The organism is Roseateles hydrophilus (assembly GCF_026712245.1).
GTDB classification, from domain to species: domain Bacteria; phylum Pseudomonadota; class Gammaproteobacteria; order Burkholderiales; family Burkholderiaceae_C; genus Pelomonas; species Pelomonas hydrophilus.
Map to the genome: position 1 here is coordinate 406,048 of NZ_JAPPUY010000003.1, position 17,797 is coordinate 423,844.

Annotated in this window: 18 protein-coding genes; 10 read left to right on the plus strand and 8 right to left on the minus strand. The window is 72.9% G+C overall.

Annotation, left to right across the window (positions count from 1 at the left end):
- Positions 1 to 9 precede the first annotated feature (9 nt).
- Together NYO99_RS13505 and glpD are read right to left on the minus strand one after the other, a co-directional pair.
- The gene (locus tag NYO99_RS13505; protein WP_268167735.1) at positions 10 to 975 is read right to left on the minus strand and encodes a DMT family transporter; all 966 of its coding nucleotides are present in this window, start codon (positions 973 to 975) and stop codon (positions 10 to 12) included.
- A 53-nt stretch (positions 976 to 1,028) separates the two neighbouring features.
- Positions 1,029 to 2,510: a glycerol-3-phosphate dehydrogenase gene (glpD, locus tag NYO99_RS13510; protein ID WP_268167736.1), complete on the minus strand. Its 1,482-nt coding sequence runs from the start codon at positions 2,508 to 2,510 to the stop codon at positions 1,029 to 1,031.
- A gap of 26 nt (positions 2,511 to 2,536) precedes the next feature.
- Between glpD and glpK the strand changes: the two genes are divergently transcribed.
- The 5 genes from glpK to NYO99_RS13535 all read left to right on the plus strand — a co-directional run bounded on the left by glpK (position 2,537) and on the right by NYO99_RS13535 (position 5,729).
- Positions 2,537 to 3,994, plus strand: coding sequence for a glycerol kinase GlpK (glpK, locus tag NYO99_RS13515; protein ID WP_268167737.1), 1,458 nt, complete (start codon positions 2,537 to 2,539; stop codon positions 3,992 to 3,994).
- A gap of 268 nt (positions 3,995 to 4,262) precedes the next feature.
- The gene (locus NYO99_RS13520; protein ID WP_268167738.1) at positions 4,263 to 4,556 is read left to right on the plus strand and encodes a hypothetical protein; all 294 of its coding nucleotides are present in this window, start codon (positions 4,263 to 4,265) and stop codon (positions 4,554 to 4,556) included.
- A gap of 4 nt (positions 4,557 to 4,560) precedes the next feature.
- Positions 4,561 to 5,016, plus strand: coding sequence for a GNAT family N-acetyltransferase (locus NYO99_RS13525; protein ID WP_268167739.1), 456 nt, complete (start codon positions 4,561 to 4,563; stop codon positions 5,014 to 5,016).
- 57 nt (positions 5,017 to 5,073) lie between these two features.
- A complete protein-coding gene (locus NYO99_RS13530) occupies positions 5,074 to 5,469 on the plus strand; it encodes a VOC family protein (RefSeq protein ID WP_268167740.1) in 396 nt (131 codons plus the stop codon).
- On the plus strand, positions 5,466 to 5,729 hold the full coding sequence (locus tag NYO99_RS13535) for a TfoX/Sxy family DNA transformation protein (RefSeq protein ID WP_268167741.1): 264 nt from the start codon (positions 5,466 to 5,468) through the stop codon (positions 5,727 to 5,729). The genes NYO99_RS13530 and NYO99_RS13535 overlap by 4 nt, the downstream gene beginning before the upstream one ends.
- A 12-nt stretch (positions 5,730 to 5,741) precedes the next feature.
- Here NYO99_RS13535 and NYO99_RS13540 read toward each other — a convergent pair whose 3' ends face one another.
- Positions 5,742 to 5,942 carry a hypothetical protein gene (locus NYO99_RS13540; RefSeq protein ID WP_268167742.1) on the minus strand — a complete coding sequence of 67 codons (201 nt, stop codon included), beginning with the start codon at positions 5,940 to 5,942 and terminating at the stop codon, positions 5,742 to 5,744.
- 94 nt (positions 5,943 to 6,036) lie between these two features.
- Between NYO99_RS13540 and NYO99_RS13545 the strand changes: the two genes are divergently transcribed.
- On the plus strand, positions 6,037 to 6,714 hold the full coding sequence (locus tag NYO99_RS13545) for a helix-turn-helix transcriptional regulator (protein WP_268167743.1): 678 nt from the start codon (positions 6,037 to 6,039) through the stop codon (positions 6,712 to 6,714).
- 7 nt (positions 6,715 to 6,721) lie between these two features.
- On the opposite strand, the gene NYO99_RS13550 is transcribed toward NYO99_RS13545, so the two are convergent.
- From NYO99_RS13550 to NYO99_RS13565, 4 genes are all read right to left on the minus strand, one after another.
- The gene (locus NYO99_RS13550) at positions 6,722 to 7,078 is read right to left on the minus strand and encodes a cupin domain-containing protein (RefSeq protein WP_268167744.1); all 357 of its coding nucleotides are present in this window, start codon (positions 7,076 to 7,078) and stop codon (positions 6,722 to 6,724) included.
- A gap of 20 nt (positions 7,079 to 7,098) precedes the next feature.
- The gene (locus NYO99_RS13555) at positions 7,099 to 9,876 is read right to left on the minus strand and encodes a PAS domain-containing hybrid sensor histidine kinase/response regulator (RefSeq protein WP_268167745.1); all 2,778 of its coding nucleotides are present in this window, start codon (positions 9,874 to 9,876) and stop codon (positions 7,099 to 7,101) included.
- A gap of 6 nt (positions 9,877 to 9,882) precedes the next feature.
- Positions 9,883 to 10,950 (minus strand): acyltransferase family protein, encoded by a 1,068-nt coding sequence (locus NYO99_RS13560; protein WP_268167746.1) that lies wholly within the window; start codon positions 10,948 to 10,950, stop codon positions 9,883 to 9,885.
- A 72-nt stretch (positions 10,951 to 11,022) separates the two neighbouring features.
- The gene (locus NYO99_RS13565; RefSeq protein ID WP_268167747.1) at positions 11,023 to 11,874 is read right to left on the minus strand and encodes a ParB N-terminal domain-containing protein; all 852 of its coding nucleotides are present in this window, start codon (positions 11,872 to 11,874) and stop codon (positions 11,023 to 11,025) included.
- A 78-nt stretch (positions 11,875 to 11,952) separates the two neighbouring features.
- Between NYO99_RS13565 and NYO99_RS13570 the strand changes: the two genes are divergently transcribed.
- The 4 genes from NYO99_RS13570 to NYO99_RS13585 all read left to right on the plus strand — a co-directional run bounded on the left by NYO99_RS13570 (position 11,953) and on the right by NYO99_RS13585 (position 15,824).
- The gene (locus NYO99_RS13570; protein ID WP_268167748.1) at positions 11,953 to 12,282 is read left to right on the plus strand and encodes a thioredoxin family protein; all 330 of its coding nucleotides are present in this window, start codon (positions 11,953 to 11,955) and stop codon (positions 12,280 to 12,282) included.
- Positions 12,283 to 12,367: 85 nt separating this feature from the next.
- Positions 12,368 to 14,149, plus strand: a complete 1,782-nt coding sequence (locus NYO99_RS13575) for a hypothetical protein (protein WP_268167749.1) — start codon at positions 12,368 to 12,370, stop codon at positions 14,147 to 14,149.
- Positions 14,150 to 14,207: 58 nt separating this feature from the next.
- Positions 14,208 to 15,188: an XdhC family protein gene (locus tag NYO99_RS13580; protein WP_268167750.1), complete on the plus strand. Its 981-nt coding sequence runs from the start codon at positions 14,208 to 14,210 to the stop codon at positions 15,186 to 15,188.
- A 9-nt stretch (positions 15,189 to 15,197) separates the two neighbouring features.
- Entirely contained in the window at positions 15,198 to 15,824 is a 627-nt protein-coding gene (locus tag NYO99_RS13585; RefSeq protein ID WP_268167751.1) for a glutathione S-transferase family protein, read from the plus strand.
- Between the two features lie 37 nt (positions 15,825 to 15,861).
- Here NYO99_RS13585 and sppA read toward each other — a convergent pair whose 3' ends face one another.
- Positions 15,862 to 17,742, minus strand: coding sequence for a signal peptide peptidase SppA (sppA, locus tag NYO99_RS13590; RefSeq protein ID WP_268167752.1), 1,881 nt, complete (start codon positions 17,740 to 17,742; stop codon positions 15,862 to 15,864).
- Between the last annotated feature and the right edge of the window lie 55 nt (positions 17,743 to 17,797).

Sequence of the window (17,797 nt, forward strand, 5' to 3'; positions counted from 1 at the left end):
CGGCGGCGTTCAGCCGGCGTGCTTCACCGGCTTGATGCGCAGCGCCCACACCACGCCCGCCATCAGCAGCGCAATGCCCGCCAGCGTGGCCGGTGGCGGCATGCGTTGGTTCCATGCGAAGGCGTAGGCCAGCGCGGCCAGCGTCTCAAACACGATGAGCTGGCCCGACAGCGAGGTCGGCAGGCGCTGGCTGGCCTCGTTCCAGCACAGCGTGCCCAGCCACGACGAGCACAGGCCGATGGCCAGCATCAGGCCGATGAAGGCCAGCGGCCGCTCGCCCAGCGGGAAGTCGTAGCCCGCCGGCATCAGCGTGCCGGGCGCGGCCAGCTGCACGGCGCCCACGGCCAGCAGGCCCGCCAGGGCCATGGGCCCCGTCACCAGGCCCTGCGCCGTGGCCCAGGCGCGCGGCGAGCGATCGCTGTGCGCACGCAGCCAGTCGGCATTGCGGATGGGGTACCAGGTCCAGCAGGCCAGCGCGGCCACGGCCAGCAGCGCGCCCTCGGCATAACGGCGCAGGTCACCGGCGCCCGCCTGCAGGTGGGCCAGCTCGTCGCGGTTGACCAGCGCCAGCCCGGTGCCGATCAGCGCCAGCGAGGGCAGCAGCTTCAGCCACGGCAGCTGGCCGTCGCGCACGCGGTTGCGGTGGTTGGCGCACACGGCGATCACCACCGGCAGCGTGCCGATGATCATGGTGGGCAGCGGCGCCCCGGCGCGCTGGATGGCGGCCGACAGCGTCAGGTAGTACAGAAAGTTGCCGATGGCGCTGAGCTTGACGGCCTCCCACCAGTCGGCGGGCTGCAGCTCGCGCAGCGCGCGGCGGTCCATCAGCGCCAGCGGCAGCGCGATCAGCCCGAAGGCCAGGTAGCGCCCCACCGTCAGCAGTGCCGGCGGGCACCCCGGCAACATCACCGGCGCAACGAACACCAGCCCCCACATCAACCCGGCCCCGAGGGCGAACAGCACACCAGCGAACATGGGGCGGCATCTTCGCCCAGCCCTGTGGGCCGAGGCTTCTCGGCTGGCGTGCCTCAGTTGCCGAACCAGGCGGCCACCGCCGCGCGTTGCTCCGCGGTGCAGTGCAGGCCAAGCTTGCTGCGCCGCCACAGCACGTCGTCGGCGCTGCACGCCCATTCCTCGTCCACCAGATGGCGCAGTTCGCGCTCGAACAGGCCCGGTGCGATCTCGGCGCCAGCCGGCTCGGCCAGCAGCGGGGCGGCCCGGTCGCCATAGGCCAGCGCCAGGCGCGCCACCAGCGCCGCCGGGCGCTCGGGGTGGCGGGCCTGCAGCGCGGCGGTGAAGGCGGTGATGTCCACGCCATGCGGCCCCAGGTCGCCACCGGGCAGGCGGGCCGTGGCCGTCCAGGGGCGGCGGGCGTCGCCCAGCAGCCGGCCCAGCTGCGTGGCGCCGTCCTCGGCCAGCTTGCGGTAGGTGGTGAGCTTGCCGCCCCACACGTTCAGCAGCGGCGCGCCACCCTCGGCGTCGGCCTCCAGCAGGTAGTCGCGCGTGACGCTGGAGGCCGAGCCGCCCTCGTCCAGCAGCGGGCGCACACCGGCATAACTCCACAGCACATCGGCCGGCGTGACGGGCCGGGCGAGGTAGCGGCTGGCCTGCTCGCACAGGTAGTCGGTCTCGGCGGCGCTGATGGCCGCGTGGTCGGGCGGCGGCGCGTCGTGCGGCAGCTCCACGTCCGTTGTGCCGATCAGCGTGAAGCGGCCCTGGTAGGGGATGGCGAACAGGATGCGGCCGTCGGGGTTCTGGAAGATGTAGGCGTGGTCATGCGTGAAGCGCTGCGCCACGACGATGTGGCTGCCCTTCACCAGCCGCAGGCCGCGTGCGGGCAGCGGGCGGCCATCGGCGCCTTGCGTGTGGTCGCGCAGGAAGCGCTCGGCCCACGGGCCGGCGGCGTTCACCAGTGCGCGGGCGCGCACCTGCCGGCCCGTGGCCAGCGCCACCGCCCAGCCGGCGGCCGTGCGCGTGGCCTGCGTGACGGCGCAGCGCGTCAGCACCTCGGCGCCGCGCGCGCGGGCGTCCTGCGCGTTGGCCACCACCAGCCGCGCGTCGTCCACCCAGCCGTCGGAGTAGACAAAGCCACGCGTGAACTCGGGCCGCAGCGGCGCGCCGTACACGCTGCCGCTCAGGCGCAGCGGGGCCGAGCCCGGCAGCAGCTCGCGGCGGGCGAGGTGGTCGTACAGGAACAGCCCGGCGCGGATCATCCAGGCCGGCCGCAGGTGCGGCGCATGCGGCAGCACGAAGCGCAGCGGCTGGATCAGGTGCGGCGCGCTGCGCAGCAGCAACTCGCGCTCCTGCAGCGCCTTGCGCACCAGCGAGAACTCGTAGGTCTCCAGGTAGCGCAGCCCGCCGTGGATGAGCTTGGTGGATGCCGACGAGGTGTGCTGGGCCAGGTCTTGCGCCTCGGCCAGCAGCACGCGCCAGCCCCGGCCGGCCAGGTCGCGCGCCAGGCCCGCGCCGTTGATGCCGCCTCCCACCACCACGACGTCAAAATCGTCCATCCGACGACTCTAAGTGAAGCCAAGCCATGGACGCTCTGCTCGCGCTGGACCAGGGAACTTCGAGCTCACGCGCCGTGGTCTTCGGCCGTGACGGCCGCATCCTCGCCGTCGCGCAGCGCGAGCTGACGCAGCACTTCCCCCAGCCCGGCTGGGTGGAGCACGACGCCACCGAGATCTGGGCCGGCCAGCGCGCCTGCGCGCAGGAGGCCGTGGCCCGGGCCGGCGTGCCGATTGCCGCCATCGGCATCACCAACCAGCGCGAGACCGTCGTGCTGTGGGACCGCCAGACCGGCCAGCCGCTGCATCACGCCCTCGTCTGGCAAGACCGCCGCACCGCCGCGTTCTGTGACGAACTCAAGCAGCAAGGCCACGAGCCCCGCGTGCGCGCACTCACCGGCCTGGTGCTGGACCCTTACTTCTCCGCCACCAAGCTGCGCTGGCTGCTGGACCACCTGCCCGGCGCCCGCGCCCGCGCCGAGCGCGGTGAACTCGCCTTTGGCACCGTGGACAGCTGGCTGCTGTGGCAGCTGAGCGGCGGCGCCGTGCATGCCACCGACGTCAGCAACGCCTCACGCACGCTGCTGTTCGACATCCACCGCGGCGACTGGAGCGACGAGCTGCTGGGCCTGTTCGGCATCCCGCGCGCGCTGCTGCCCGAGGTGCGGCCGTCGGCGGCAGCGTTCGGGGTGGCGGCCGAGTTCGGCGCGCCCATCACCGGCATCGCGGGTGACCAGCAGGCCGCGCTGTTCGGTCAGGCCGCGCTGCGGCCCGGCCAGGCCAAGAACACTTACGGCACCGGCTGCTTCCTGCTGATGCACACCGGCGCCCAGGCGCACGCCTCCACGCACGGCCTGCTCACCACGCGTGCCGCGCAGCTGGGCGGGCAGGCGCAGTACGCGCTGGAAGGCAGCGTGTTCGTGGGCGGCGCCGTGGTGCAGTGGCTGCGCGACGGGCTGGGGCTCATCCGCAGCAGCGCCGAGGTGCAGGCGCTGGCCGAGAGCGTGCCCGACAGCGGCGGCGTGATGCTGGTGCCGGCCTTCGCCGGCCTGGGTGCGCCGCACTGGCGGGCCGACGCACGCGGCGCCATCGTCGGCCTCACGCGCGGCAGCGGCCGCGCCCACATCGCCCGCGCGGCGGTGGAAAGCATCGCCTTCCAGAGCGCCGAACTGCTGCAGGCCATGCAGAACGACGGCGCCGCGCTGACCGAGCTGCGCGTGGACGGCGGCGCGTCGGCCAACGACCTGCTGATGCAGTTCCAGGCCGACCTGCTGGGCCTGCCCGTGCTGCGCCCCCGCGTCATCGAGACCACCGCGCTGGGCGCAGCGCTGCTGGCGGGGCTGGGGGCGGGTGTTTACGGCTCACCCGAGGAGATGGGCAGCCTCTGGCAACTGGACCGCGCCTTCGAACCCCGCATGTCGCGGGACGAGGCCGGGGTGCGGTTGGCGCAGTGGGCAAGGGCGGTGGGGCAGGTGTTGGCGGGGTGAGGGGGATTTGCTTGTGGGCGCTGGTTTGCAAGGTGACTTTTGACCTGGCGTTGCCGGCTCCGCTTTCTCCGATGTTTTGTCGGCATAGTGATCGAGCATCAAACGCTTTGAATAGCGGGTTAGGTCATATGCAGACGGCTCCCGTCTAGCCAGCACCTATTGGCCATCGAACATGAAACGTCGCACACGAGATTTCGTCGCCCTGTTTAATTCCTTCTGGTATCAGTACGCTACTGAACAGTAACGCTCATCGCCAACCTCTACGCCCATGAAAATCACGCGCCACGAGCCCAACCACCCGCACTGGAAGCGCTCTTTCACGCCCAAGGAAAAGGCGCTGGTGTGGCTGGGCCTGGCGGCTTGTGCCGCGATGGGGGCCGTCGTGGAGGCGCTGCAGCCCGCGCTGCCCCCGTTCACCGGCCGATGGGCGTGGCTGCATGCCTGGGCGCATGGCGCGCTGGGGGTGCAGGGCCTGGCCGTGCTGTTCGCCGGCATGACTGCCGTCTATGGCATCGTGGCCTTGGCGTACTGGCTGCAAAGCCGGGCGCCGCGTGCGCGCTGACGCGATGAGCAACCCCGTTTCCGCCCTGCACCTCACCCCGGCGCAGGACGCCGATGGCCCGGCCCTGGCCGAGCTGCGCGTGGCCGCGATGCGCGACAGCCTCGTGCGCGTCGGGCGCTTCGACCCGCAGCGGGCGCGGCAGCGGCTGCTGGACGGCTTTGTGGCGGCGCACACCTGGCATGTCGGCTGGGCCGGCGAGCGCGTCGGCTGCGTGGTGCTGCGGCGGGAGGCCGATCACCTGCGCCTGGCCCACCTCTACATCCACCCGCAGCACCAGGGCCGCGGCGTGGGCGCGGCGGTGTTGGCCTGGGTGTTCGCCGAGGCCGAGGCGGCAGGCCTGCCGGTGCGGGTGGGTGCGCTGCGGGAGAGTGATTCCAATCGCTTCTACGCACGCCACGGCTTTGTGCGGGTGGCGCAGACCGAGTTCGACAACGAGTACCTGCGCGCGCCGGCCTGCTGACACGCGGTGTCAGGCGGGCGCTGCAGCATGCAGGCCTTCAACACGGGAGCCCTGCACATGAACTTCGCCTACACCCTTGTCTACGTGGCCGATGTGGCCGCCTCGCTGGCCTTCTTCGAGCGCGCCTTCGGCCTGCCGGCGCGCTTCCTGCACGAGAGCGGCGCCTATGGCGAGGTGGACACCGGCGCCAGTGGCACCAAGCTCGCGTTCGTGGACCACGCCACCGCGCGCGACAGCGTGCAGCACGACTACGTGGCCGCCGACGCCAGCGCCCGGCCGCTGGGCATGGAGATCGGCTTCACCGTGGCGGATGTGCCGGCCGCGTTCGAGCGCGCCGTGGCGGCCGGTGCGCAGGCGCTGGCGGCGCCCGTCACCAAGCCCTGGGGCCAGACGGTGGCCTATGTGCGCTGCCCCGACGGCACGCTGGTGGAGCTGTGCACGGCGATGGCGTGAGCGCGCCGGGCTGGCGCGGCCTGGGGCCGCGCAGCCGCGCGCAGCTGGCGGCGCTGGGCATCACAACGCCGGCCCAGCTGCGCGAGCGCGATGCGTTCGAGGTCTATGCCGCCGTGCACGCGCAGTGGCCCGGGGCCGGGCGCAACCTGCTCTATGCGCTGCTGGGCGCGCAGGAAGACCGCGACTGGCGCGCCATCGCGCGCGAGCGCCGCACCGAGGTGCTGCTGCGGCTGGACGCGATGGGGCTGGCGCCCCGCTGAGCGGCGGGCCGCTCAGCCGCCGGCCGGGTGGCGCGCCTGCCGGGCCGTGGCGTGCACAGCCTTGGGGAGGGCGCGCCCAGGCGCGGGGCCGGTGCCGCTGGCGATGTGCAGCTGGCCCGGGGCCGTGCAGGACTGCAGGGCGCTGATGGCGCCCAGTGACACCACATCGACCCGCTGGGTGCCGCGGGCGTTGGAGGAGGCGTAGATGGCCATGGTGCTCTCGACTTCGTTGTCGTGGACACCGTCTTTTGCAAGACGCATGCCGAGCCCACGGCGGCGTTCAACCCCTGACACAGAATCCCTGCCCATGCGCCGCGCCGACCGCCTCTTCCAGATCGTCCAGCTCATCCGCGGCCGCCGCCTGACGACGGCGGACTACCTGGCCCAGCGGCTGGAGGTGTCCATGCGCACCGTCTACCGCGACATCGCGGCGCTAGCCGCGCAGGGCGTGCCCATCGAGGGCGAGGCCGGTGTGGGCTACCGCATGCGCATGGGCTTCGACCTGCCGCCGCTGATGTTCAGCAAGCAGGAGGCGCAGGCGCTGGTGGCCACGGTGCGCATGGCGGAGTCGCGGCTGGACGCAGCGCTGGCGCGGCAGGCCGAGAACGCGCTGAGCAAGATCCTCGCGGTGCTGCCGCTGGACGCGCGCGCCGCCGCCGAGAGCCTGGCGCTGTATGCGCCGCTGCCCGCGCTGGACCCGGCCACCAGCGCCCACCTGACCGCGCTGCGCGAGGCCACCGAGTCGCGCAGCAAGCTGCAGTTGGGCTACCTGGACCTGGGCGGCGTGCGCAGCGAGCGCGTGGTGCGACCGCTGGCCTGTTTGTTCTGGGGGCCGGTGTGGACGCTGGCGGCCTGGTGCGAGCTGCGCGAGGACTTCCGCAGCTTCCGCGTGGACCGCATCGAGACGCTGGAGGTGCTGCCCCAGACCTTCCGCGACGAGCCCGGAAAGACCTTGGCCGACATGAACCGCAAGCGGGACTGCTGAGCCCTCGTCAGGTGGCCGTGTCCACCAGCACGAACTGCTTGCGCACCGCCTCCAGCACCTCGGACTCGCCCTCGAAGCCCGGCGGGATGACGCCGCCCTGACCGGGGCCGATGTCGGTGGCGCCCGCGGGGCCGTGCAGCCGCACGCGGCCGCTCAGCACGTGGAAGTACTCCTGCCGCGTGGCCGGGAACACGATGCGCCAGCGGCCCGGCTCGCATGCCCACACGCCGGCCGTCATGGGGCCGGCTTCGTGCATCACCCAGGTGTGGCGCAGCGGGTTGCCGGCGACGAGGCGGTCGGGGCGCGGGCGGTCGGGCGTGGGGCTCAGGCCGTCGGTGCGGTCGATGAGGACGATGGGCAGCATGGCGGGGGCAGGGCGCGGGGTCAGGCCTGGCCGAGCACGCGGATCACCTCGTCCTCGGCCACGGGCTTGGTGATGAAGCCGTTCATGCCGGCGGCCAGCGCGGCCTGGCGCTCCTGGTCCAGCACGGCGGCGGTGAAGGCGTGGATGGGCAGGGTGGCGGTGGCCGGGTCGCTGCGCAGCAGCGCGGTGGCCTTGAGGCCGTCGACCTTGGGCATGTGCAGGTCCATCAGCACGCCGTCCAGCCGGCCGGCCTGCTCGCGGGCCAGCTGCACGGCCTGCTCGCCGTCCTCGGCCTCCACGACCTCGGCGCCCAGGCGCTGCAGCAGCGCCGCGATGATGAGGCGGTTGACCGGGTTGTCCTCGGCCACCAGCAGGCGCTGGCCGGCCAGCGGCTGGCGCTGCGGGATGGGGATGCGCAGCCGCGCGGCGGTGTCGTCCACCGTGAGCGAGCGCGGCAGCGCCAGGTTGGCCCAGAAGGTGGAGCCGTGGCGGCCGTCGCTGTCCACGCCGACATGGCCGTCCATGCGCGCGGCCAGCTCGCGGCAGATGGACAGGCCCAGGCCGGTGCCGCCGAAGCGCCGCGTGGTGGAGTCGTCGGCCTGCGCGAACGGGCGGAACAGCCGCGGCTGCAGCTCGGGCGGCACGCCAACGCCGCTGTCGGTGACGGACAGGCGCACGCGATCCGGGCCGGCCGGCGCGAGGCTGAGCCGGATGTGGCCGCGCTCGGTGAACTTGAGCGCGTTGACGAGGAAGTTGGCGAGGATCTGCCGCACGCGCACCGGGTCGCCCAGCACCAGCCGGGGCAGGCTGGCGTGCAGGTCGATCTGCATCTCCAGCCCGCGCTCGCGGCCCAGCGCGGCGCAGCCCTCGAAGCTGGCGCGGGCCAGCGCGTGCAGGTCGAACTCGATGCGCTCCAGCTCCAGGTGGCCGGCCTCGATCTTGGACAGGTCCAGCACGTTGGAGACGATCTCGTTGAGCGACTCGGCGGCGCTGACGAGGTGGGCCAGGTACTTGTCGCGGTGCGGGTCCTCGGGCGCGCCCTGCAGCAGCCGGGCCAGGCCCAGCACGCCGTTGAGCGGCGTGCGGATCTCGTGGCTCATGGTGGCCAGGAAGGCGCTCTTGGCGTGGCTGGCGGCTTCGGCCTGCTGCTTGGCGTGCTGCAGTTCGTGCTGCTGGCGGCGCGGCTCGGTGACGTCCTCGGCCACCCACAGCGTGGCGCGGTCGTCCGCGCCCTCGACGCGGCCCGACAGCGGCGGCAGGCCGCGCGCCGTCAGCCGCACGGTGACGAGGTCGCCGCCGGGGCGCTGGAAGTCCAGCTCGAAGGGGCGGGTCTCGCCGGCCGCGAGTGTTGCCGCCGGCAGCTGCGGCGCCGGCCCGCCGAAGATCTCCTGCCAGTGCCGGTTCACGCGCTCGAACTGTGCGCCGCGCGCCAGCGCGATGCCCACGCTGGCGTGGTCCAGCAGCGCGTCGGCCTCGATGCGGGCGCGTTCGCGCTCGGTGACGTCGCGGCCGATCATCATGGTGGCGGGCTCGCCGTCCCAGTCCATCGTGGCGGCGGACAGCAGCAGGTCGCGCCACTGGCCGTGCACGAGGATGGCGGAGCGGAAGTCGCGCACGATGCCGTGGGCATCCAGCGTGGCGGCCAGGCGCTGCGCCTCGCGCTCGTCGGGCCACAGGCCCAGCTGGTGGGCCGAGCGGCCGATGAGCTCGTCACGCGTGCGGCCGGTCAATGCGCAGAAGCCGGAGTTGGCGAAGCGGATGCGGCCGTCCACGTTGCTGGCCACGCAGATCGCGTCGGGGCTGGCGCGCAGCAGCTGGTCCAGCATGTTGGCGGTGCGCTGGTGCTGCTGCAGCAGCAGCCGCTCGCCGGTGATGTTGTGGCTGACGCCGCGCCAGCCGATGTGCCGGCCGGCGGCGTCGAACACGGGCTCGCCGGAGGTCAGCGTCCACAGCAGCCGGCCGTCGGGCGTGCGGAAGCCGTTGACGCGGTCGCGGTAGGGGCGGCGGGCGCGGATGTCTTCCAGCAGCGCGTGGTAGTCGGCGTCGCGCACCAGCACGGCGCCGCCCTCGTGGCCGATCTTCAGGAAGTCCTCGCGGCGATGGCCGGACAGGGTCTCGAACTCGTCGGACAGCGCGGTGACGCGGAACTGCTCGTCCGCCTCCCAGGCCCAGTTGTTGGCGGCCTGCACGAGGCGGGCCAGGCGCGCTTCCTCGTCAATGGCGCGGGCCAGCGCGGCGCCAAGGATGCGGTTGAGCATCAGCGCGGACGACACGCCGGCCACCGTCAGCAGCAGGTGCGCCAGCATGCGGTCGGCCAGGTTGGGCAGCACCGGCGTGCGCAGCCCTGGCAGCAGGCCCTGGGCCTCGGCCGAGGCCAGGCCGGTGATGGCCGCGAGATACACGCCCGCCAGCGCGAAAGCCGCGCCATTGCCGGCAACGCCGCCGCCCAGCGCGATCAGCAGCCCGCCCGCCGCGAGGATGAGGGTGTGCACGCCCAGCCCCGTGTGGGCGGCATGCGCGACGAGGCTGACCATCGTGCCCGCCAGCACGATGGTGGTGGCCACGCGCGGCCGGCCGGCGCGGTAGGCCAGCGCCGCCACGCCGCCGACGGCCAGCAGCGCCAGGCCCACCAGCAGGCGTTGGCTGGCCCAGCCGTGGCGCAGGCCGGCCAGCGTCTCGGTGCCGCCGATCAGGGCCGCGGCCGAGCCGACGGTGACGACGATCCACACCAGCGTGCGGGCCGCCAAGCGTTGCAGCGCCTGGCGAGTTTCACTGGGGTCGGTCGGCGTGCGGGTCATGGGCGGTCAGATCCAGCGGGGGCGGGGCAGCCAGGCCAGCGGGTCGAGACGGCCGGCGGGCGCCTCGACCCAGCGGTAGAAGGGCAGGGCCAGCGCATTCGACAGCGCCCAGGCGGCGATGCCAATCGTCAGGCCGGCCTCGGCGCTGGCGTCGGGCAGCCGGGACAGCAGCGCGTTGGCCAGCAGCAGCACGGCGAAATGCAGCAGGAACAGCGCGTACGACGGCTGGGCCGCCGCCGCCAGCGCCCCGGCCCAGCGCGCCGGCAGCAGCGGGCGGCCCTGCGCGAGGCGGGATTGCGCCCAGGCCAGCCACAGGGCCGTGCCCAGCGCGAGCGCGAGGCGGTCACGCCAGTCCAGCGCCAGCGCCACGACCAGCGCCATGGCCAGCAGCGCCAGCCCCGCGCGCCCGTGCCGGGCCAGCCCCAGCCAGTGCACCAGCGCGCCCAGGCCGTAGGCGGCGAAGAAGTAGGGCGCCCAGATGTCCAGCGCGGGGTCGAGGTTGAAGACGAAGGCCGAGGCCAGCGTCAGCACGGCCACCAGCAGCGGCCCGGCCAGCCGCCCGGCGCGGCGGGTCAGCCACAGCAGCAGCGCCAGGCTGGCGAACAGCTGCAGGTCCATGGCCACGTACCAGGCGCCCACGGTCAGCGACTCGAAGCCCAGCACGTCCTGCAGCAGCAGCGCATGCGCGGCCAGCTGGCCCGGGGCGATGTCGGCCGGCACCAGCTCGGGCACGTGGCGCTCCACCAGCAGCCCGGCGCCCAGCGTGAACGCCAGCGCGGTCAGGAAGGGCAGCGCCAGGCGCAGGTAGCGCCGCCACAGCAGGCGCGGCAGCGGCGCCTGCAGCGGGCCACCCAAGGGCGACAGCGCGCGCGCCGTCAGGTAGCCGCCCACGACCAGGAACACCTGCACGGCCATGCGGCCGTAATGCTGCAGCGCCCGCGCCAGCTGCGGCAGCGCCTCGTGCGCGGCATCGGCGATGGGGCCGTAGCTGACGAGGTGATGCAGCACGATGACCTGGGCGGCCAGGAACTTCAGCAGGTCGATGTGCGGCAGTCGGTGAGCGGGCGAGGGCATGGCGGGCACAAAAGCAACGGGCCTGCGGCAGGCAGGCCCGTCAAACGGTTGCGCGGATTTTAGGCGGGGGCCTCAGCCCGCCTGCAGCGCCGCCAGCTGGGCCCGCAGCGCGGCGTTCTCGGCCTCCAGCGCGGCAACGCGCTGACGCAGCGCGTCCAGCGTGTCCGGCGCGTTTTCCGCGTTTGACGCGTTGGGCGCGTCCGTGGCCGCCGCCGCCGGGGCGTCGGCCAGGCTGTCGGCCGGGGCCGTGGCCTCGGCGGTCTCGGGTTCTTCAACGCGCACGGATGCCCGGCGTTTGGCCTCGCGCACGCGCTTGGCGGCCTGCTTGAGCTCATCGGCACCGGCTGCGGCGGCCGCGGCCTGCTCCTGCACCGGCAGCGTGGCAACGGCCGCAGCCGCGTTGATGGACACCGTGCCCGCCTTCACCGCCGCCACCAGCTCGGGCGCCGCCTGCTTCTGGATCTTCTCGATCAGCACCATCTGGTTGCTGCTGACGCGGGCCGCCTTGGCCAGGGCCTCGCGCGATTCGAGCACCTCCGGCGCCGCCACGGCTTCGACGGCCTCCACCGCGGCTGCCTCGGCGGCCGCGCTGCGGGCGCGCCGCTCGGCCACGATCTCGCGCTTGCGCAGCGCCAGCACGCCGCGCTGGAAGTCGGAGATGCTGCGCCGGCCCAGGTGCTGGTCGATCATCCACAGGTGCACGTCTTCCAGGGACTTGAAGCGCGGGTTCTGCACCGTCTGGAAGGGCAGGCCGTGCTTGGTGCAGAGGCGGTAGCGGTTGTGGCCGTCCACCAGCACATTGCCCCACAGCACCAGCGCGTCACGGCAGCCCTCGGCCAGCAGGCTGCGCTCCAGCGCCTCGTCCTCCTCGGGCGTCAGCGGGTCGATGTAGGCCTTGAGTTCTTCGTTGACGACGATGTCCATGACGACCGGGTGCTGCGCAAAAGGGGCGGGATTCTAGGAGGCTCCCTTGCGCGACACTGGCCCGAGGAGAACACGACCATGAGCCCCACCCGCTACAGCGAGGAGCAACCCAGCCGCGCCGAGGTCGACGCACTGACCGGCCCCACCGTCATCGAGTTCGGCGCCAACTGGTGCGGCATCTGTGCCGCTGCGCAGCCAGCCATCACGCAGGCGCTGGCGGCGCACCCGGCGCTGCGGCACCTGAAGGTGGAGGACGGCCGCGGCCGGCCGCTGGGCCGTTCTTTCGGCGTGAAGCTGTGGCCCACGCTGGTGATGCTGCGCGATGGCCGCGAGGTGGCCCGCGTCGTGCGGCCGGCCGGCGTGGCCGAGATCGCCGAGGCGCTGGCGCCGCTGAGCGGCGAGCTGTGATCCAATCGCAGGGCTGGAATCGGTTCCAACCCTGCCGCGATGGCGGCTTGCACAACGACAGCCAGGCCGCTGGCGAGGACGAGACATGCCCCGCAACATCGACGATGACGACGCCGCGCGCTCGCGCGCCCCTGCCGCCACCCTGACCGCGCTGCTGGCGGCTGCCGCGCTGGCGTTGCCGGCCCAGGCCCTGGCCCGGCCCGACCCGCCGGACTTCGGCCCGAACGTGCACGTGCTGCAGCCGTCCACGCCGGGCCTGCAGCAGCGCATCGACGCCATCTACGCCGCGCAGCAGCCCAACCATTTCGGCCCGCGCCGCGACGCCATCCTGTTGATGCCGGGCACCTACGAGAACCTGCGCATCCCGGTGGGCTTCTACACGCAGGTGCTGGGCCTGGGCCGCCACCCGGGCGATGTGCACGTGGTGGGCGACCTGCGCTCCACAGCCTTCCTGGACAACGACAACGCGACGCAGAACTTCTGGCGCGGCGCCGAGAACTTCGCGGTCACGCCGACGCTGGGCATCGGCGACAACACCATGCAGTGGGCGGTGTCGCAGGCCATCCCGTTCCGGCGCATGCATGTGCGCGGCAACATCCGGCTGAACCAGAAGAATGGCTGGTCCAGCGGCGGCTGGTTCTCGGATGTGCGGGTGGACGGCCAGGTCAACTCGGCCACGCAGCAGCAATGGCTGTCGCGCAACAGCGAATGGGCGGGCTGGACGGGCTCCAACTGGAACATGGTGTTCGTCGGCGTGAAGCAGCCGCCGGCCGGCGAGTTCCCGACGCCGGGCCAGCGCTTCACCAAGATCGCCAAGACGCCGCTGGTGCGCGAGAAGCCCTTCCTGTTCATCGACCGGGACGGCAGCTATGCGGTGCGCGTGCCGTCGCTGCGGCGGGACAGCGTCGGCGTGTCCTGGGCCAACGGCCAGTTCACGGCGGGCCGCACGCTGCCCATCGCGCGCTTCCACATCGCCCGGCCTGGCGACACGGCCGCCGCGCTGAACGCCCAGCTGGCGGCCGGCAAGCACCTGCTGTTCACACCGGGCGAATACCTGCTCACCGACACGCTGCACGTGACCCGCCCGGGCACGGTGGTGCTGGGCATCGGCTTCCCCACGCTGCGCTCGGACAACGGCGCGCCGCTGCTGAAGACGGCGGACGTCAGCGGGCTCACCGTGGCCGGCCTGTTCCTGGACGCGGGCGCGCAGGACTCGGGCGTGCTGATGGCCGTGGGCACGCCGGGCAGCCTGCGCCGCCACCGGGCGGACCCGACGGTGCTGCACGACCTGTTCTTCCGCGTCGGCGGCGCGGCCGCCGGCCAGGTGCACACGGCGCTGCGCATCCACGCGCACGACACGCTGGTGGACCACACCTGGATCTGGCGTGCCGACCACGGCGAGGGCGTCAGCTGGACGCTGAACCCATCGGCCCACGGGCTGGTGGTGGACGGCGAGGACGTGACCATCTACGGCCTCTTCGTCGAGCACTTCCAGCAGGAGCAGGTGGTGTGGCGGGGCAATGGCGGGCGCGTCTACTTCTACCAGTCCGAGATCCCGTACGACCCGCCCACCCAGCCGCAGTGGACCAATGCGGCCGGCGGCCGGGGCTTTGCGTCGTACAAGGTGGCCGACACGGTGACGCGCCACCAGGCCTGGGGCCTGGGCGTGTACAGCGTGTTCCTGCAGCCCGACGTCGTGCTGGACCGCGCCATCGAGGCGCCCCGGCACCCTGGCGTGCGCTTCGAGCACATGATCACCGTGTGCCTGGTGGACAAGGGCAGCATCGAGCGCGTCATCAACGACGCCGGTGACCCGGCGCGATGCCGGGGCGGCAGCAACACCGCGACGCTGAAGCAATACCCCTGACGGCGCGGCCAGCGGGCGGGGCGTTTACGCTGCGCGCTTTTCGACGGGCAGGCGGCTGATGGACAACCTCGATCTCGGCGTGCTGCGCACGGCTGCCGGCTGGCAGGCCGAGGGGCGCGGCGTGGTGCTGGGCACGATCACGCGCACCTGGGGCTCGGCGCCACGGCCGGTGGGCTCGCTGGTGGCGGTGCGTGACGACGGGTTGATCGCCGGCTCGGTATCGGGCGGCTGCATCGAGGACGACCTCATCGCCCAGCTGCGCGCCGGCAGCCTGCAACTGGCGCGGCCCACGCCGCTGCGCTATGGCGTGGGCGCTGAGGAAGCGCGCCGCTTCGGCCTGCCCTGTGGTGGCACGCTGGAGTTGCTGCTGGAGCCCGTGGGCCCGGCCACCGGCCTGCCGGCCTTGCTGGCCTGCCTGGCGCGCGGCGAGCGCGTGCGCCGCACGCTGGACCTGGCCACCGGCGCCGCCACGCTGGCCCCTGCCGAACCGGGCGCCGACACGCTGGTGCTCAGCGCGGCACAGCTCATCAGCCACCACGGCCCGCAGTGGCGGCTGCTGGTGATCGGCGCCGGCCAGATGACCGACTACCTGGCGCAGATGGCGCTGGCGCTGGGCTACGGCGTGACCGTGTGCGACCCGCGCGCCGAGTACGCCGACGGCTTTGCGCTGGACGGCGTGGCGCTGACGCGGGACATGCCGGACGACGTCGTCATGGCCTTCCGCCCCGATGGCGCCACGGCCATCGTGGCACTCACGCACGACCCCAAGCTGGACGACCTCGCGCTGATGGAGGCGCTGCGCAGCCCGGCCTTCTACGTGGGCGCCATCGGCTCGCGCGTGAACCAGGCTAAGCGCCGCGCGCGGTTGGCCGAGCACTTCGACCTGAGCGCCGCGCAGCTGGACCGCCTGCACGGCCCCGTGGGCCTGGACATTGGCGCGCGCACGCCGCCGGAGATCGCGCTGTCCATCCTGGCCGAGATGACGGCGGTGCGCTACCGCGCCGGTGCCGCGCGGCCCGAGGCGGGCTGTGCCGCGTAAAGTGCCCGCATGATCGAACTGCACTACTTCCCCAGCAATGCGAGCTTTGCGCCGCACATCCTGCTCGAAGAAATGGGCGTCCCGTTCACGCTGCGCGTGGTGGACCGTGCCAACAACGAGCACAAGTCACCGGCCTACCTGAAGCTCAACCCCAACGGCCTGATCCCGACGCTGGTGGACGGCGACCTGGTGCTGTACGAGACGGCCGCCATCCTGATGCACCTGGCGGACCGCCACCCCGGCTTCGCGCCCGCACCCGGCACGGCCGCGCGCGCCGAGTACTACAAGTGGATGGTGTGGCTGACCAACACGCTGCAGGCCATGCTGATCCACTACTTCTACCCCGACCGCATGGCGACCGACGCCGCCGAGGTGAAGGCCCGTGCCGAGGCGCAGGTGGCGCCGATGCTGGACCAGATGGACGCCCACCTCGCGCGCCACGGCGGCGACTGGTTCCTGGGTGCCGAGTACACGGCGGTGGACCCGCTGGCCTTCATGCTGTGCCGCTGGACGCGCATGCAGGCCAAGCCGGCCAAGACGCGCCCGGCGCTGGGCGCCTACCTCAAGCGCGTGTTCGACCGGCCGGCGACGCAGCGCGTGGTGGCCAAGGAAGGGCTGCCGGACCCGGTGTACTGACCGCCGCGGCCCGCCGGGCCGCGACAGGCGCCCTGGCTCAGGGCGCCCCGCACAGGCAGTGCACCGCCGCCGCGCGCTCCAGCCGGCCGTTGGCCGACACGCGGGCCAGTTCCCGCAGGGCGGCCAGTTCCTCGGCGACCGGGGCGGGCAGCGCGTCCAGCCCCAGCGCCGGTGCCAGGGCCTGCACCAGCGGCGGCGCGATGACGTCGCCCAGCGACGCGAGCAGGCGCTCGCTGCGGCTGAGGTCGGGTTCCACATAGACGATGCGGGGTTTCTCGCCCGCCTTCACGTCGAGCTTGGCCAGCTTGGCGGCCGCCTGCACGGCGTCGTCCAGGCTGCCCAGCCGGTCAAGCAGGCCGCGCTCCTTGGCCTGGGCGCCGGTCCAGACGCGGCCCTGGGCCACGGCGTCGATCTTCTCGGGCGTGGTCTTGCGCGCCGCGGCGGCCAGGCCGGTGAAGCGGGCGTAGGTGTGGTCGATGCTGGCCTGCATGGCGGCCTGCAGCCGCGGGTCCAGCGGGCGGCGCACGTCGTGGCCGCCGGCCAGCCAGGTGGTGCGCACGCCGCCGGTGTTCAGCGACAGCTTCTGCAGCAGGCCCTCGGCCGTGGGCAGCATGCTGAACACGCCGATGCTGCCGGTGAGGGTGCCGGCATCGGCGATGACGGCATCGCTGGCCGTGGAGATCCAGTAGCCGCCCGAGGCTGCCACGTCGCCCATGGACACGACCACGGGCTTGCCGGCGGCGCGGGTCAGCTCCAGCTCGCGGCGGATGATTTCGGACGCGAAGGCGCTGCCGCCGGGGGAGTTCACGCGCAGCACGACGGCCTTGATGGCGTCGTCCTCGCGGGCCTTGCGGATCAGGCGCGCGGTGGAGTCGCCGCCGACCCGGCCCGGGCCGGTGCTGCCGTCCACGATCTCGCCCTCGGCCACCACGATGCCCAGGCCCGGCTGCACCGCGTTGGGCGCCGGGGCGGCCTTCACGTGGGCCAGGTAGTGCGCGAGCGACACCTGGCGGAAGGACTTGCTCTCGGCGTCCGCCGCGCCCTTGGCCACCAGCAGCGCGCGCATTTCGTCGCGCGTCTTCAGGCCGTCCACCAGCCCGGCCTTCAGCGCCATCTGCGCGGTGTCGCCCTTCACGGCGGCCAGCAGCTGCGGCGCCTGCTCGATGTCGCGCGTGATGCGGCCGGCCTCCAGCTTGCGGGCCTTCTCGATGCTGCTGGTGAAGTCCTGCCACAGCGCGTGGTAGACCAGCCCGTCGGCCTCCAGCGTTTCGGGGCTGGGGCCGGTGGCGGTGTAGACCTCGCCGAAGCTCTTGTAGGTGCCGGCCTTGATGACGTGGGGCGTGATGCCCAGGCGGTCCAGCGCGCCCTTGTAGTACAGGCGCGCGCGGCCGAAGCCTTCCAGCATCACCATGCCCATGGGGTGCAGGTAGACCTCATCGGCCTGGGCGGCCAGCGCATAGCCGCGCTGGCTGTAGCTGTCGCCATAGGCCAGCACCGGCTTGCCGCTGGCCTTGAAGCGCTGCAGTGCCGATGTCACCTCGCGCAGTCCGGCCAGGCCGGCGGCGTTGAAGCTGTCGACGTCCAGCAGCAGCGTGCTGATCTTGTCGTCGCGGGCGGCGGCATCCAGCGCGGCCAGCACGTCGCGCAGCCGGGTCTGGCGCGGCACGCTCTGGCCGCGGGCCTGGGCCATGAGCTGTTCGCGCGCGCTGGCCGAGGACTGCTCGACCAGGTTGCCGTCGAGCTTGAGCACCAGCGTGGTCTTGTCGGCCAGCGGCTTGGGGCCGCGGTTCAGCAGCGCCATCACCAGCACGATGAGCAGCACCAGCACCACCAGGTTCATCAACGCCCGGCGCGTGCCGTTGAGCAGCCACCAGGCCGTGGTGAACAGCCAGCCAAGTTTCGAGAACAAGGTCTTCATTGACGCGGATCCGCAGGGTTGACGCGCGCCGATTGTGAGGGCCAGGCGCTTAAGC